Source organism: Sphingobacterium sp. SYP-B4668, from assembly GCF_027627455.1.
Lineage (GTDB): Bacteria > Bacteroidota > Bacteroidia > Sphingobacteriales > Sphingobacteriaceae > Sphingobacterium.
Genome location: NZ_CP115483.1, coordinates 1,291,180 through 1,307,983, shown reverse-complemented (window position 1 = coordinate 1,307,983; position 16,804 = coordinate 1,291,180). Strand labels below are relative to the sequence as shown.

General features: G+C 39.2%; 15 protein-coding genes. 11 read left to right on the top strand and 4 right to left on the bottom strand.

Annotation, left to right across the window (positions count from 1 at the left end):
• Positions 1–45 precede the first annotated feature (45 nt).
• Positions 46–1,644: a replicative DNA helicase gene (gene dnaB, locus OQ289_RS05740; RefSeq protein WP_033565259.1), complete on the bottom strand. Its 1,599-nt coding sequence runs from the start codon at positions 1,642–1,644 to the stop codon at positions 46–48.
• 444 nt (positions 1,645–2,088) lie between these two features.
• Here dnaB and ubiE point away from each other — a divergent pair, with 444 nt between their 5' ends.
• The 5 genes from ubiE to OQ289_RS05715 all read left to right on the top strand — a co-directional run bounded on the left by ubiE (position 2,089) and on the right by OQ289_RS05715 (position 5,530).
• Positions 2,089–2,829 carry a bifunctional demethylmenaquinone methyltransferase/2-methoxy-6-polyprenyl-1,4-benzoquinol methylase UbiE gene (ubiE, locus tag OQ289_RS05735; RefSeq protein WP_033565260.1) on the top strand — a complete coding sequence of 247 codons (741 nt, stop codon included), beginning with the start codon at positions 2,089–2,091 and terminating at the stop codon, positions 2,827–2,829.
• Positions 2,826–3,653: a PorT gene (locus tag OQ289_RS05730; RefSeq protein ID WP_270089792.1), complete on the top strand. Its 828-nt coding sequence runs from the start codon at positions 2,826–2,828 to the stop codon at positions 3,651–3,653. The genes ubiE and OQ289_RS05730 overlap by 4 nt, the downstream gene beginning before the upstream one ends.
• 112 nt (positions 3,654–3,765) lie before the next feature.
• Entirely contained in the window at positions 3,766–4,530 is a 765-nt protein-coding gene (locus OQ289_RS05725; RefSeq protein WP_270089791.1) for an SDR family oxidoreductase, read from the top strand.
• Between the two features lie 79 nt (positions 4,531–4,609).
• Complete coding sequence (locus OQ289_RS05720; RefSeq protein WP_270089790.1) at positions 4,610–5,059, top strand: GatB/YqeY domain-containing protein; 450 nt, start codon at positions 4,610–4,612, stop codon at positions 5,057–5,059.
• 3 nt (positions 5,060–5,062) lie between these two features.
• Positions 5,063–5,530: a GNAT family N-acetyltransferase gene (locus OQ289_RS05715; protein WP_270089789.1), complete on the top strand. Its 468-nt coding sequence runs from the start codon at positions 5,063–5,065 to the stop codon at positions 5,528–5,530.
• A 648-nt stretch (positions 5,531–6,178) separates the two neighbouring features.
• On the opposite strand, the gene OQ289_RS05710 is transcribed toward OQ289_RS05715, so the two are convergent.
• The 3 genes from OQ289_RS05710 to OQ289_RS05700 all read right to left on the bottom strand — a co-directional run bounded on the left by OQ289_RS05710 (position 6,179) and on the right by OQ289_RS05700 (position 9,810).
• On the bottom strand, positions 6,179–7,447 hold the full coding sequence (locus OQ289_RS05710; RefSeq protein WP_270089788.1) for a 6-bladed beta-propeller: 1,269 nt from the start codon (positions 7,445–7,447) through the stop codon (positions 6,179–6,181).
• Positions 7,448–8,016: 569 nt separating this feature from the next.
• The gene (locus OQ289_RS05705) at positions 8,017–8,973 is read right to left on the bottom strand and encodes a GNAT family N-acetyltransferase (protein ID WP_270089787.1); all 957 of its coding nucleotides are present in this window, start codon (positions 8,971–8,973) and stop codon (positions 8,017–8,019) included.
• Between the two features lie 3 nt (positions 8,974–8,976).
• Positions 8,977–9,810, bottom strand: coding sequence for a 1-acyl-sn-glycerol-3-phosphate acyltransferase (locus OQ289_RS05700; RefSeq protein ID WP_270089786.1), 834 nt, complete (start codon positions 9,808–9,810; stop codon positions 8,977–8,979).
• 313 nt (positions 9,811–10,123) lie between these two features.
• On the opposite strand from OQ289_RS05700, the gene OQ289_RS05695 reads away from it, so the two are divergent.
• The 6 genes from OQ289_RS05695 (at position 10,124) to OQ289_RS05670 (ending at position 16,793) form a co-directional block, all read left to right on the top strand.
• A complete protein-coding gene (locus tag OQ289_RS05695; protein WP_270089785.1) occupies positions 10,124–10,786 on the top strand; it encodes a CBS domain-containing protein in 663 nt (220 codons plus the stop codon).
• Between the two features lie 146 nt (positions 10,787–10,932).
• Entirely contained in the window at positions 10,933–11,817 is an 885-nt protein-coding gene (locus tag OQ289_RS05690; protein ID WP_270089784.1) for an NAD kinase, read from the top strand.
• 98 nt (positions 11,818–11,915) lie between these two features.
• Entirely contained in the window at positions 11,916–12,737 is an 822-nt protein-coding gene (gene porG, locus OQ289_RS05685) for a type IX secretion system protein PorG (RefSeq protein WP_270089783.1), read from the top strand.
• A 20-nt stretch (positions 12,738–12,757) separates the two neighbouring features.
• Entirely contained in the window at positions 12,758–13,495 is a 738-nt protein-coding gene (locus OQ289_RS05680; RefSeq protein WP_270089782.1) for an isoprenyl transferase, read from the top strand.
• A gap of 116 nt (positions 13,496–13,611) precedes the next feature.
• Positions 13,612–16,188 carry an outer membrane protein assembly factor BamA gene (gene bamA / locus OQ289_RS05675; protein WP_270089781.1) on the top strand — a complete coding sequence of 859 codons (2,577 nt, stop codon included), beginning with the start codon at positions 13,612–13,614 and terminating at the stop codon, positions 16,186–16,188.
• Between the two features lie 71 nt (positions 16,189–16,259).
• A complete protein-coding gene (locus OQ289_RS05670; RefSeq protein WP_033565272.1) occupies positions 16,260–16,793 on the top strand; it encodes an OmpH family outer membrane protein in 534 nt (177 codons plus the stop codon).
• The last annotated feature ends 11 nt before the right edge of the window (positions 16,794–16,804 follow it).

Here is a 16,804-nt window from a genome sequence, read left to right as displayed (position 1 = left end):
CATTTTTATTAAAAACGCTATGCGTCAAATAGTATGGAGATACTTTTAAAAAGGAGCGTCATCAGGCATATCATTCATACGAGAAGGCATGGTGATACCACCTCCTCCAAATCCATCAAATGCTGCTGATGGATTCATTGCAGAAGAGGAGAATGAAGTAGGCTCTCCAAACCCTGCTCCAGGATCTCCCATACCCGAGAACTCATCTTCCAAATCGACAAATTTCACAAACTTACCTACAAATCGAAGCGGTACGATTCCAGTCTCCCCATTACGGTGCTTAGCGATAATAACCTCACCAACACCAGCAGTAGGACGACCTTCCTCATCTTCTGTAAGCCCATAATATTCGGGGCGATAAAGAAACAAAACCATATCTGCATCTTGCTCGATAGACCCCGATTCACGCAAATCCGAAAGCATGGGACGCTTACTATTACCTGGCCTTGACTCTACGGCACGACTCAACTGAGATAATGCGAGTACGGGAATATTCAACTCCTTAGCAACAGATTTCAATGCCCGAGAGATACTACCGATTTCCTGCTCACGGTTACCCCCACCCTTTCCTTCGGCTTTACCATGCATCAGCTGCAAGTAATCGACAATAACCATTTGGATATCATGCTGGGCTTTAAGTCGACGACATTTCGCACGAAATTCAAAAACATTCAGTGCGGGTGTATCGTCTATAATGAGAGGAGCCTCTGTCAATCTTCCGATGCGAGAATGTAGCTGTTGCCACTCATGATCGGCCAAATTACCCTTCTTGAGTTTCTCTTGTTCAATCTCGGTTTCACCTGCAATAAGACGATTCACAAGTTGAACCGATGACATCTCTAATGAGAAGACTGCCACTGCCTTACTGTGATCAACTGCCGCATTGCGCGCAACTGACAAAACGAATGCCGTCTTACCCATTGCAGGTCTTGCCGCAATGATGACTAAGTCGGATGGTTGCCACCCAGAAGTCATCCGATCGAGTGCTGTTAACCCTGATGGTACACCGGTAAGACCATCTGTCTTGTCCCTTAATAACTCCAGTTGAGAGATTGCTTCTCTCATGATGTCATCCATCTTTCGAGAATCTCGTCTTAGATTGTTTTGTGCAATATCAAAAAGACTTTTCTCCGCATGGTCCAACAAATCAAAGATATCGGCAGTCTCATCATACGAACTATTGATAATTTCGGTAGAGACTTTGATTAATTCGCGTTGAATATATTTTTGAGAAATAATACGAGCATGGTACTCTATATTTGCGGCAGAAACGACACGATCGGTAAGCTGGGTAATATAATACGCCCCTCCCACCATTTCCAAAGCGCCCATTTTCCGTAATTCAGTAGTAACGGTTAGGATATCAATTGGCGATGTCTTTTGAAATAACGCAAATATCGCTTCGAAAATCTTTTGATGTCCTTCTTTGTAGAAGGATTCTGGTTTTAGGATATCAATAATTTCACTCAACGCATTTTTTTCAAGCATCAAAGCGCCCAATACAGCTTCTTCAAGATCAAGTGCTTGAGGTGGAAGCTTTCCCAATCCACTAACAAGATTGTTAAGACGGGTCTTTCGCTCACCAAAATTCCCTCGTTTTGCGCTATCAAATTTATTGCCTGAAAATTCGTTTTCGTTGCTCATATCGACGGCCTGCGTTTGTTTGTGTTGATGAAAAAATGATTTCCTGTTGATGGAGAAATATATTGTAAACTCCTAGGGGATAACAAAAGTATGAAAAATACTTTTGCTCCGTTCAAAGAGTTGTACACAAGTCAAAATATCCTCCAATTTGCAATACCAAAAACCCTTGATACAGACGCAATAGGACCCTACTGTTATCAACATGTATTGTTAGTAAAATGTTAGTCTAAATTATAACTCCCAAAACATCAATATATTATAAATATGTTAATAACTTTAGAGCTTGTTAACAACATAAATTTACAAATTATAGTTGATTATAATCAGCATATCATTCCCCTCATTTTTATAGACCTATAAGACTCAACGACTTATACTAAAATTGGAATATTTTTTATGTAAGTAAGCTTGAACAGCTGAAAGATAATATTGTATCTTTGTACTATGGCAAATGACTCTCAAACTTTAAAACCTTATAAAGACGCTGAAGGCGGTAAAAAAAAGCAAGTCGCTGATATGTTCAATAACATTTCAAAAACTTACGATTTCCTAAATCACTTTTTCTCACTTGGCATCGACATTATTTGGCGTAAAAAAGCAATCAGGTCATTAAAGTCCCTTCAACCCCAGCTCATGTTGGATGTAGCAACTGGCACCGGAGATTTCGCGTTTGAATCCATCAAGATACTGAATCCGAAAAGAATAATAGGGGTCGACATTTCTGCTGGAATGCTGGAAGTTGCAAAAGAAAAAATAAAGAATCGTAATCTCGAATCGCAGTTCGAAGTTCAACTTGGTGACTCTGAACGTCTCTTGTTTGAAGATAACATGTTTGATGCCGTAACGGTAGCATTTGGCGTACGCAACTTCGAAAATTTAGAAAAAGGCCTAGCGGATATCTGTAGGGTTTTAAAACCGGGAGGCAAAGCGATTATACTCGAATTCTCAAATCCCAAGGCATTTCCCATCAAACAATTCTATAATTTTTACTTTCATAAAGTGATGCCACTTATCGGCAAAATCTTTTCGAAAGATAACAGTGCATACGTGTATCTACCCGAATCCGTCGCTCAATTCCCTGATGGGGATCGATTTGCGACCATTATGTCTAGAGTAGGATTTTCTGAAACATTGGTAAGACCTCAAACTTTTGGGATTTGTACCATCTATGTGGCCACGAAATGATTAAAAAGCTAGCCTTATTAGGGTGTGTTATCCTATTGCCTTTCTTTTCTATTGGGCAATCTATTTCATTACCATTCTCCTCGAGGTATGATGAAAATGCGACTATCCTCTTTGGAATACATTACTCCTATGTTAATTCTAGATATGTCATTGGCTTAAAGAAAAATTGGCAGGACTACCAGCTCGATTATCCACCAGGTTATAAGAAAATAGACAACCTCACATCGATAAAGTCTGGAGTAGGTCATGGAATGGGCGTGGGAATCCCCATGCACGTTAGGCTCACGGACAACTTGTATACCACCTTTAGCCCTACTTTTGTGTTTATCAATGGCTCAAGCATCCTCTATGATGGGCAATTAGCAGATGGCACATCCGTCCCTACCATACAACGAAGACAACGCCATATTTCCCGTTCCGAAAAAGGAACAAACTTTAATTCTTTCGAGTTCCCCTTAAGTCTAAAATTCAGATCGGACGAAAAAATATTGAAAAATAAATTCAACAGATACAGAGGCTATATACTTGGTGGCGTCAAATGGACAAAATGGAGTCAACAAGGACAGGAATATAAAGATTTAGTGGAAAGCAACCAAACTTCGCCTGACCCTATTATTATTAAGCCTGACTACCTATCATGGGAAGCGGGAATCGGAGCAGATATCTTCTTCACACATTTCAAGGTCTCTCCAGAACTTAAGTTCTCCCAAAGCTTTGGAAGTATCCTCGATCGTGACCACCAATTAACAAAAGGAAACCATTTCATGGCTCCGTTGGATAAAACATTGCTCCGAAACATTTATTTTAGTTTAATTTTTCAATAATAGGATACTAGCTAATTCTTCCAATATGGAGAAAAATAAACACATACCATAAGGCAGTGCGATTGCCTTGAGGGGTAAATTATACAATGAACGACTAAACAAATAGATTCCAATGAAAAAAATTGTCCTGATAACAGGTGCTAGCTCAGGAATAGGAGCTGCATGTGCGCAAGTACTAGCCGATGAGGGCTACGACTTACTGCTCTGTGCCCGTCGCCTAGAACGATTGGAAGATTTAAAAAAATCAATAACTGAAAAACATAAGGATATCAATATATACATCTTCAAGCTAGATGTCCGGAATGCAAAAGAGGTCAAACAGGCCTTTGAAAACCTCCCAAATGAATGGCAACAGATTGATGTCTTAATCAATAATGCTGGTCTTAGCCAGGGATTGGACCCAATCCAAAGTGGTGACATTGGGGACTGGGATAGGATGATTGACACTAATATTAAGGGATTGCTATATGTCACTAGAACTGTGGCCCCGCTGATGGTAGCAAGAGGTCAAGGGCATATTGTCAATCTGGGGTCTATCGCAGGGAAGGAGGTGTACCCCAACGGAAATGTATATTGCGCTACCAAACACGCAGTGGACGCTTTGAACAAAGCAATGCGTATAGATTTATTATCCAAAGGGATAAAAGTGACAGCTATAAACCCAGGAATGGTAGAGACAGAATTCTCCGAGGTGCGCTTTCACGGAGACACGGAGCGGGCTGCTGCTGTATATCAAGATTTGCAGCCGTTAAGCGGAAAGGATATCGCAGATACAATCGCATTTGTACTCTCCAGACCTCCACATGTCAACATCAACGATTTATTGATAATGCCTACAGCTCAAGCAACAGGTACTATCGTGAATAGAGGAAAATAAGGATAAAACAAGAAAAGCTCTTCAGGGGTTATTCATAAAAGAAAAAAATAAAATATTCATAATTCAAACATTACATATCATGGCTTTAGAAGAAAAAATAAATCAAGATATCAAAGCAGCGATGATTGCCAAAGACAGTGCAAAATTGCGGGGCTTAAGAGCGATTAAAGCTGCGATTCTACTTGCAAAAACCGAAAAAGGAAATATCGACACCTTCAATGAGGATGCCGAAATAAAAGTTTTGCAAAAATTAGTGAAACAACGTAAGGAATCTGCGGAAATATATAAAACTCAAAATCGAGAAGATCTTTATCAAATCGAGATGGAGGAATTAGAAGTAATTGAGACATACCTTCCCAAACAACTCGACCGTGGTCAAATTGAAACGATCATAAAAGCAATCATTGAAGAATTGGGAGCCACAAGCGTGAAAGATATGGGAAAAGTGATGGGTACTGCTAATCAAAAACTCGCTGGACAAGCAGACGGAAGAACGATATCTGAAGTTGTCAAAAGTCTCCTTTCTTAATCTATGCGGAAACATATCACGCCTATTTGGTTTTGTAAGTCCTTCGATGAATTATCAGTCTCCCAACTGTACTATATCCTCAAGCTCAGAAATGAAGTTTTCGTAGTAGAGCAGGATTGTGCTTACCAAGACTGTGACAACAAAGACCCGCAATCCCTTCATTTGTGGGGAGTGTTGGATCAGGACATCGTCGCTTATGCTCGGATAGTACCACCAGGAGTCTCTTATCCCGAAGCCTCAATTGGGAGGGTAGCGACCAATCGGGCATATAGAAGGCTGAGCTTCGGTCGAGAATTGATGAAACGAGCTATTGACGCGACCGTTGAGCAATACGGCCCTATTAATATCCGAATCAGTGCACAAAGTTATCTACAGCAATTCTATGAAGGCTTCGGCTTTATGAAAGTGTCTGAAGAATATCTGGAAGACGACATCCCTCATATAGAAATGTTATGGGACCATACCAAATGAATCAAGCAAGTCGCGCTTATAAAGGGCGGCCTGCTTAACTACTTTTCTCTCTCTTCTCTTCATCCAATTTATAAGAATTCTAGTCACCGATATTAGTTTCTATTCGAACTTGTCCTTGAAGTTCTAAATCTGCTTAATAGCCAATCATCGATTAAGGTGAGAAATATGAAATTATATCGTATCTATTATACGATGATTATGCGCCTTTAACATAGGATAATTTACCTACATTACACCTACATAATACTTACATAATCCCTACATGATTTGCAATCATGATACGTGTAATTGGCATCGTAATTCGCTATTCATTATTATTACCGCCAGATGCATCTAATGTCTACTCGACACAAAATCTATTTACTCAAAATCATGGGGTAATATGGCAACGCCATACTTGCTTTCTGACATCTCCAAAAAAGCACAAGATAGCATACTGCACAGAAAATCTCTGCGATGTAGTGACAGATAATTTTTTAGTTCAAAATGTTTGCAGCGATTATCTGCATGAGGGAACACCTAGCATTACCGAGAAGCTTGTCCTCCCTGTCTAGTCGGGAAATGGTCAACCTTATGAATCCTAGATTACTATTTAGACATCTGGTCAAGAAAATGGACTTTTAGACCATACCCTAACTATTCCGAGGCTTACTGGAATAACGAATCGTTCAAGGTGTAAAAAGCGAGACAGGGATTGCCTTTGCTCACGTCCGTTACTATTAAACCTTTGCTTTTTGCAGTATCATTTGGACTCGAAATAACCGATACAAATTCATTCCCATCCACAGCTACTATAGTAGACCAGAAGTCATTTGCACTTGGCTTAACTCCGCTTATTAGTTTCGTCTTACCGTTCGCTTTTCTAAAAAAAACACTTTGCATTATTGAAAAGGTATTACTATACGTATTATCCCCAAATGAGAAATGGACATAATTATCCGTGACTTTAAGTCGGTTCATATTTAAGAGATAACCTTTTTTTTGACAGTACTCATAAAATTCTTTTATATTATTGAATTTCTGCGCATCTATATCTCTAAAATCGGGATTACTGCCCATATTCTCAAAAGTAATGTTGTACACTAGTCGGGTATCAAAATCCTTATCGACCTCGTAAATGGTATTGGTAAAAGGAGCGAGGTAAAAAAGCTTATCATTAAACGGACAGAAATTATCTAAAAAATCAGCTCCTCGCAGGCTGGTAAATCGATACGGAATCAATGCGGTCTTTAGTGTAAGACTGTCTTGATCGAATACACCAAGATAATGGCCATCAAAATTATAGTATCCCCTATTGAATATCAATGCCTGATTATAGGTCGTAAAAGCTATCCCTGACTTCATAAGGTCTTTCACGGTACTATTGCGTAAAAAATATCCTTTAAAGTCAAAATAAAGCATCGATCGTTTTTCCATATCTCCTATAATAACACATTTTTGAATTTCGTCTATTGCGATATCGAATATTTGAAGATACTCACCCTGTCCCTTACCGAGGCTTCCTAACTTGGAGATAAACTTGCCCTTTTTGTCAAAAAGCAATACAGCGTCACTTTGTCGATCCCAAATCACTATGACTGTCTTTCCAACCAGTAGCTTGGTCACTGACTTAACCGAACTTTCAGGTGTAAATTCCAAAGGCAAGTACCGCACCTTAGCTATCAACTCCTCAAAATTTACTCCAACACTTTCTTTTGGAACAACAATCGTCCTCGCCGTATCATATGGAACAGACACCGGCGAATTGCTTCTTGGAAAGAAGTAATTCGCATACCCCACTGATAGATCGGTTCCAATTGTCGATACTGGGTTCTCTAGATACCCGGCTTTCAAAAGATGCAGGGCTCCCACCTCTCCTCCAATTATGAAAGAAGGCAATAAACACAAAACCAGATACTTAAAAAACAGAATTTTCATAGGCAACTATAAAAATAAAAAAAATAACTAAAAAAAGAAGAGTATGATTTTTAATATTAATTACGGTTCGCGTTACAAAATATCACATGGTACTAAAAATAGCTTAAACTCAGTCCGCCACCCTATTAGTAATAAAAGATACTAACCCATTGAAGGTAAAAAAGATGTTTTAGGACTTTATATGGTTGAAAACGATTGTACCGAATTTTGGCTTTCGGCACTCACTAATCAAAAAACACGTGGCGTTTAAGAAATCTTAATCGCTGGTATTGATGGATTCAAGGGCCTCCCCAGATCCACGCTTCCATGCGCTATATCGCTCTGAAAGATAAAAGAGCGGAAAGCCATCTACCAGACGAATATTGAACAGCAGGGTTATTAAAAATGGCTAGAGTTCAACCAAAAATGGGAAAGAATTATCTTCTGAGCTGTTAGTTCTGGCCGAACCTTTCTACATTCTCTGAATACGAAGGGACATACGCACACCTACAAAGACCAAGTTTTTTAATCAGGGCCAGTTTACACTCCCACATACAGGCATGGTGGTAAATACTTAAACCACCCCTGTATTATTTAACTTTTTTAGGGTTTCCATATTCGCGATCTCGTTCAAAGGTAGACATGTGACGCTCCTTCTTCACAGGATATATATCGGCTATCGTCACCAAAATTCCCGTCTCTTCTACTTCTCCAAACTCATCATTGCGAGCTGTTCCAAAAGATTTCATTGTGGGCGATAGATTCATATAGGTATTGATAAGTGGTGGAATATTTTCGCCCAATCCCCTAACTTTCGAATTCAACACTTTATATCCTTCTTTATAATCCAAGCCATCAAAAATCCCCATATATGGACTAATATCGGTCTTATAGCCAACAGGATGAATAGGTGTGACTAAATTTTCATGGTCGGGAAAATAATACTCCATAAAATAGAGTAATAAATCACGTGCTTCCACATTGTAATGCGGATACATGGTCACCTTGCCAAAAAGATATTTGATTTCAGGATTGATCATCACTAACGCACCTAGTCCATCCCAAAGGTTGTCCAAAGAAAATATCCCTTTGCGATTGTCGATAGCCGGTTGAAATCGAGGTTGAACAAATGAGCGTCCTAATTCAATCGTATAGGGCAAATATTCCTTGATAAATTGATCCGAAAAATTAAAATAGTGGGCGGTAGAAAGATTGATGACACCATCTTTCCAACTGGCTGCCTCGCATTTTATAACGCGATAACCGGCGATAATCTCCTCTTCTTCAGGATTCCAAGCAATTAGTTGATCGTAACAATCCTCACTGATATCATTCTCATCGATATCCAGAGCCAAGCCAGTTCCTCCGCCAGCGGCCCTGAATGTCTCTTCACGTAAACGCCCAATCTCCCGCATGACATGCGGGGCATTATGATTATTAATTAGATAAACTTCATTATTTCCATTGTTGGTATAACGAATAAAAGCATCCTTTGTCAATTCTGCTTTTATCAGATGCTTCTCAACGGGAGCAATAATTTCTTGCATAGATTATTTTTTTACCTCAGCCATACTATAGACCAATCGTTTCATTTCTTGAGCCCATTCCCTTTCACTTTTTGATGTATCAAAATAAGTATAAGGAATCCTTTCTCCAATCCTAATTGTCACGCGATGATTCCGTTGGGCAAACATCTCATCGGGTAGATACAACATCTCGAGATTCACTTTTAAACCTAGTTTATGCCTGAGTCGAGCAAAATTATAAAAAAAGTTGGAATTCTTACCGTCAATATATACTGGAATGATATCCTTTTGATATTTTTTTGACTTATTGATAAAACTTTTTTTCCATTCTAAATCCATAATCATACCATTCTGTTTCCTAGAAACTAGTCCGGCAGGAAAGACCAATAGGGCATCTTCGCCAGCATATGCCCGTTCAATCATTTCCATACCACTTTTTCCCTGCCCTCCAAGTTTATTCACAGGAATAAAGAGCGGTTCAAGATTCTTGATGTTTAGCAATATATCATTGACCAAAAACTTGACATCTCTTCTATATTGACCTACAGCATGCATAAAAGCAACGCCATCAAGGCCACCCAAAGGATGGTTGGACGCGAATATGACACTCCCACTCGTGGGGATATGCTCCACTCCCTCTAATACGACTTCCACGCCCAGCTCTTCCAATAAAGCGTCAACGAAGTCAAGACCATACTTATCTTCAAACTTATTCATGATATAATTGATATCATCTTCATGAATAATTCTTTCTAAATAACTAATGAGGGGTGAAGGAATCCATTTTGCTAATTTTGGACTCTTCTTCCGGATTACTTCTCTTACTTCAATAAACTTCTTCTGTTCGTCCACCTGCATATGTATGATTTAGTCGATTCGGTTTTGATTTGTAAACTTAGATAAATTTGCTTTTTTTAACAAATGTTATTCTTCTTCTGGGTACGACCTATATGAACTTGGAGCTACTCTAATAAGTGCTTTGTCCTACACGTATCACAAAAACTATCAAGACCTACATAGCTCAAGCCATGTGATGAATCAAAATTAACGATTAAATACATTTCGTAACTATTGCAGATACTGACATATTGCTTAACTTCGTAGTAAAACAATATCCAGATTAAACGTTTTGCAATTTGGATTGTTTAAAAGTATATAAGAAATAGGAACCATGTATATCGGCGAAATACTATCTCAAAAATTTTGTGAGGTCCATCCTTCAGATACAGTACAGAAGGGCTTGGATAAGATGGCTGAATTTCATCTTTCATATCTTCCCGTAGTATCTAATAATGAATTTTTGGGGCTTGTTCAAGAGGATGAGCTTTTAAATCATGAGGACGAGGACGATATCATTAAAAACATGAAACTCAACCTCGCTCCCCTTTACTTATATGAATACCAGCACGTATATGATGCCTTGCTTTATCTAAGCAATTACAAAGCTGATATCCTACCAATACTTAACAAAGAGAATAAATATGTAGGGGTTGTTACAGCTGTAGATGTCATTCAGGCATTGAATGGATTGCAATCAAACAATGAGTCCGGTGCGATCATTGTTCTGGAGATTGGAGCAAAGGACAATGCCCTCTCCCACATCGCCCACATTATTGAGTCGGATAATACGAACATCCTTAGCACGGCCATCAAAACGCTCCCGGACTCGTCGAAGCTGGAATTGACCATTAAAGTAAACAAAACAAATATCGCTTCTCTGGTATCCACTCTTTGGCGCTTTGACTATGTTGTTAAGGCAACATTTAATGACGGAAACGACGAAAATGACCTTCAACAACGCTACGACTTATTGATGAATTATCTTAACCTTTAATATGCGCCTGCTTTTTCCCATCTTTGAAAAATATTGTATAGAGTCCCTGCCTGTCGTAGGCAAACTTTATTATTGCTAAAAAGAATACGAGTGTAAAAGCTCATGAATACCAGTAGAAGTAGACACAAATACATACCTGTACTCCAATGAAAATAGCGATTTACGGAAGAGAGTTCAATCCTTCGGTACTACCGTTTGTCCAACAATTGTTCGATTTTCTAAAACGACAAGGGGCGGATATCTATATCTATCAAGATTTTTACATCTTTTTGAGAAGTCAATTCCCCTGTCAAGAAAATCTACCGACTTTTACGTCCCACAGTGACCTGCCGACAGATATCGAATTCATGCTTAGCCTAGGTGGAGATGGCACGATGCTATCTGCCGTATCAATCGTCCAAGATTCAGGGCTTCCACTTGCAGGAATTAATTTTGGACGCTTGGGGTTTTTGGCGACAATTAATAAAATCGATATAGAGGACTCACTTACCCAAATCATAAACAAATCTTACACGCTTCAGAAAAGGGCTCTATTGACGGTGGAGGCCGATGACATAGATTTATTCAAGGGTAGGAATTTTGCTCTTAATGACATTACGGTGTTCAGGTATGATAGTTCGGCAATGATTACCGTAAATGCGCGGATTAATGGGGAATTGCTCAATGCCTATTGGGCCGATGGTTTGATTGTCGCTACTCCCACGGGTTCTACAGCTTATTCTCTAAGCTGTGGAGGACCAATAATGATGCCTGGAAGTGGCAATTTTGTCATCACCCCTATATCACCACACAATTTAAATGTAAGGCCCATCGTCATTTCTTCGGAATTTGAATTGGAATTGGAAATTGAGAGTAGAACGGGCAAATATATTCTAAGCTGCGACTCCCAAAATGAAACTCTTTCTACGACTACAAAACTAAAAATTAGAAAAGCACCCTTTTCCATCAATCTGATACGGTTGAGTAACGATGGCTATTTCAGTACACTGAGGGAAAAACTACTTTGGGGAATAGATGTCAGAAACTACTAGATTTGGGCGAATTGCCTACTTGGATTTAATGTATTTTAACAACATTTAATAAGTATCTATTGGTCGAAATACATTATCTTTACCGCAAAAAAACTGCTTTGCAAAAATTGGTTTACACCTTTCTAACCATTATTGGCCTTTTGCCAATCAGCAATTTGTGCGCTCAGCAATGGGAAGCAGGGGCCAACATTGGAACAACTGGGTATATGGGAGATATTAATCCCGACAATCCATTCTACCTCAGGAGCATGGGAGGAGGATTGAGTGGAAAGTACAATTTTGACCCTACGTGGGGGATAAAGGCAGGTGTTAACTTCTTACACGTGTATGGTTCGGACCAGGATAAATCAAGTGAATTTCATCAAAATCGCAATCTCAGTTTCCAAAATAAGATAGTCGAATTTTCTGTGGTTGGAGAGTTTAATTTTTTTAAGTTTGTTCCTGGCAAGAACAAACTGACCTATACTCCGTATCTTTTTGCAGGTATTGCAGGAATTTATCACAGCCCTTATGTCACGTTCGCCTCTGGCGACAAACAGGCTCTGGGGGAGCTGCAACTAGAGTACGACGTAGAGCAGAATCCTACAACATACGGTAAAATAGCGATAGCTATCCCCTTTGGATTCGGGTTTAAATATAATATTAAAGGTCCTTGGAGTATAGGAGCTGAACTGGGATATCGAACAGTACTATCTGACAATATTGACAATGTCAGTAAAAATTATGCAACAACTCGACCTACTGCCGGGCCGGGATCTGCAATAGGTATCGGCCTTTGGGAAGACCTAGCCGATAGAAGCGGAAACTGGGCAACCAACAAAGGCAAATTAAGAGGTGACGGTCGCCCACATGATGGCTATATGACTCTAGGCCTGACCTTAACTTATACCTTTATAAGTCAAAAATGTTACTGGTGGTAAGTGTACAATGAATTAGAAAAATGAGTATCAAAGATAAAGTTGACCTACAAAATCTACCCGAGCATGTTGCTATCATCATGGATGGTAACGGTCGATGGGCAAAGGGATTGGGCAAATTAAGAATATTTGGTCATCAGAATGGCGTATCTGCTGTCCGCGAAGCAATGGAAGGAGCAGTGGAATTGGGTATACCGTATCTGACCCTTTATGCCTTTTCCAGCGAAAATTGGAATCGTCCAAAATTGGAAGTGCTCGCATTGATGGAACTACTGGTCTCCACATTAAATAAGGAAATAAAAACATTCCAAGACAATGGTATTCGCCTACAAACCATTGGTGATATCGAAAAATTACCTAAAAACTGTCAGTCAAAGCTTGCAGAGACCATTGCTTTAACAGCTAATAATACAGCTTGTGTACTAACGTTAGCGCTTAGCTACAGTTCACAAAAGGAAATAGTAGATGCCACAAAACGTATATGTCAACAAGTCATAGATGGCAAAATGAGCATAGATCAGATTGATGAACAAGTCATTTCCAATAATCTCTATACAGCTGATATGCCAAATCCAGACCTTCTCATCCGCACCAGTGGTGAGCAAAGGATAAGCAATTACCTTCTTTGGCAGATTGCTTATGCTGAATTGAGCTTCCTATCCAAAATGTGGCCTGAATTTACCCGAGAAGATTTATTTGAATGTATATATAACTATCAGCAACGCGAAAGACGATTCGGAAAAACAAGTGAGCAATTATAATCTTAATGATTAACTTTGCACGCAAAATGTGTTGCTGGATAACAATTTAGCAATATTTTCTTTTAACAAAATTTAACAACAGATTGGTGTACTTTAGCATCGATAAAAAATTATAGATGAAGCGTATAGTATTTTTAATATCTTTTATTAGTTCGGTTTACTCTTACTCAGCCTCTGCTCAGATCACAGGTAACAAACCTATTAATCTGAGTAACCCTGACGAAATAAGCTACTTAACTCCTAGAGACTATGTCATTGGTGGAGTAACTGTCACCGGGACACAATTCCTGGAAAATGATATCCTAATCACATTATCGAAGCTGGTCGTAGGTCAACATATCGAAGTACCAAGTGATGCTACAGCGAATGTAATTAAGAACTTAATGGCTCAAGGGCTATTCGACGATGTACAACTATATGCTGACCGTGTAGACGGTGACAACATCTATTTCAATATCAAGGTGCAAGAACGCCCTCGTCTGACTCGTATCGATATAAACGGATTGAGCAAAAGCCAAACGGAGGAAGTACGCAAACGACTGAACAGTAATACGGGCAAGATTGTCAATGAAAATTTGATTAACACGACAAGATTTACGATTCAACGATTCTTAAGAGAGAAAGCTTATTTATATCCTGAGATTAAGACAAGTACTATCAAAGATACCACACAAGCGAATAACGAAATACTGGTCGTGGACGTAGCACGAAATAAAAAGGTAAAGGTTCGCAAGATTAATTTCACGGGGAACAAAGAGTTTTCTCAACGTGCCTTGAGAAAATCACTCAAAGGGGTGAAGCAACGTGAATGGTACCGCATTTTCGGTCCTGGAAAATTCAAGGACGAGAAGTATAAAGAGGCTAAGGAAAAGATGATAGCTAAACTACATGACAAAGGTTATCGTGATGCTGAAATCATAAGTGATTCAGTCAAAAAGTACGACGCTAATGAAGTTGTCATAGACATGGAAATCTATGAAGGTCCTAAGTACTATATTGGTAATATCAGCTGGTCTGGTAATGCCAAGTACACGGATTCAGTCTTGAACCTTATCTTAGGAATTGAAAAGGGAGATGTATTCAGTGAAGAAAAATTGGTAACTAAGCTTTCAGGTCCTACTCGGAATAGCGACGATATCTCATCCCTATATATGAATGATGGATACCTGACCTTTTCTGTAGATCCTGTACAAACCAAGATATACAACGACACCATTGATGTAGAAATCCGCATGTACGAAGGAGCACAATACACCATCAACAATGTCATCGTAAAGGGTAATGATGTCACGAATGATAAGGTCGTTTTGAGATCCATTTATACCAAACCGGGGCAGAAATTTTCCAAGGACTTGATTATGAGAAGCGTTCGTGAGATTGCTCAACTCGGAAACTTTGATGAACAAAAGACAAACCCTGTACCTACCAACCTTAACCACGCAGAGGGTACAGTAGACGTACTTTATAATGTGGCCGAAAAACCTTCGGATCAAGTGGAACTATCGGGTGGATACGGAGCAGGGCAAATCATCGGTACATTGGGTCTGACATTTAATAACTTCTCGACTAGTAATTTCTTTGATAAAAGTTCATGGAAGCCCTTGCCTCGTGGAGACGGACAAAAACTAAGTGTACGTGGTCAAACATCTGGTAAGCGCTACCAGTCTTACAGCTTTTCATTTTCCGAGCCGTGGTTAGGTGGTAAAAAACCAATTTACTTTGGGTTGAGCGCTTATACTTCCAGTTCTTCCTATGGAGGCTTCAACTACTACACGGGCGAACAAATGGTAAAAGACTCGGAACTACAACGTATCTGGATGACCGGGGTTACAGCCACTTTGGGTAAACGTCTTGAATGGCCAGATAACTACTTCCAGATTAATACCTCATTGTCTTTCCAGCGTTATAAATTGCAGAATTATGGAAACTATTTCTTATTCTCCAATGGTACTGCTTACAACATGAACATTACACAGGAGATTAGTCGCAATTCAGTGGATGCCCCTATCTATCCGACATCGGGATCTAATATTAAATTCTCAGTACAATTGACGCCTCCATATTCGGCATGGAACAACATCAACTACAAAACTGCCCCACAAGAAGAAAAATATAAATGGACAGAGTATCACAAATGGAAGTTCGACTCCCAATGGTATATCAAGATTGCTGGTAAATTGGTCTTGAAGACACAAGCACAATTCGGATTCTTAGGCAACTATACCAACAAAACGGAGACATCTACCTTCGAACGCTTTAAATTAGGAGGAGACGGTATGCAAGGCTTTGACTTCTTACAAGGTTCGGAAATTATCGCGCTCAGGGGATATGCAAATGGTGTTATCATCCCAGAGAGTACGCAGAATGGATATCAACAAATTGCAATCAACTCAGGTAGTCCAATTTATAACAAATACCAAATCGAGTTGAGACATCCGGTCATGTTAAATGAACAGGCTACAGTATTCGTCATGGCATTTGCCGAAGCAGGTAACACGTGGAACAAATTCAGCGAATTCAACCCCTTCAAGGTTAGACGTACAGCAGGTGTGGGTGCTCGTATTTTCTTACCGATATTCGGTATGCTAGGTATTGATTATGGTCACGCATTTGATCCTATTCCTGGATTACCGGAAAGTTCATGGAAACAAAACTTCACATTTAGTATCATGCAAAACATGGGCGGATTCTAGTCCATTAAACTTTTTGGAATAGAAATTGTCATATAAAAAAGATTATTGTTTAACGATTTATCTACATAGAAATGAAAAAAATATTTATAATCCTTGCTTTTTTAACGTTGACTACGTCAGGGGCGTTTGCTCAACGATTTGCTTACGTGGACTCGGAATATATCTTAAAGCATATTCCTGAATACGTATCAGCGCAGAAACAACTAGACGATCTTTCCGTACAATGGCAAGAAGAGGTTGATAACAAGTATGGTGAGATTGAAAAGCTATACAAAGCCTATCAAAATGACCAAGTATTGTTGAATGAAGATATGCGTCGTAGAAGAGAAGATGAAATCGTCAAAAAGGAAAAAGAGGCAAAAGAATTTCAACGTCAAAAATTCGGATATGAGGGTGAACTATATCAACAACGTATTAGACTCATCAAACCAATCCAAGACCGTGTAGCGAAAGCGATACAAGATGTAGCAAGTAATCAAGGATTGGATATCGTTCTTGACAAAGGAAATGAAGTCACTTTCCTTTATGCTAATCCTAAACTGGATAAAAGTAATGAAATCATTACTAAATTGGGATTTAAACCTGATGCATCACTTGTAAAATAATTTTTTTTTAT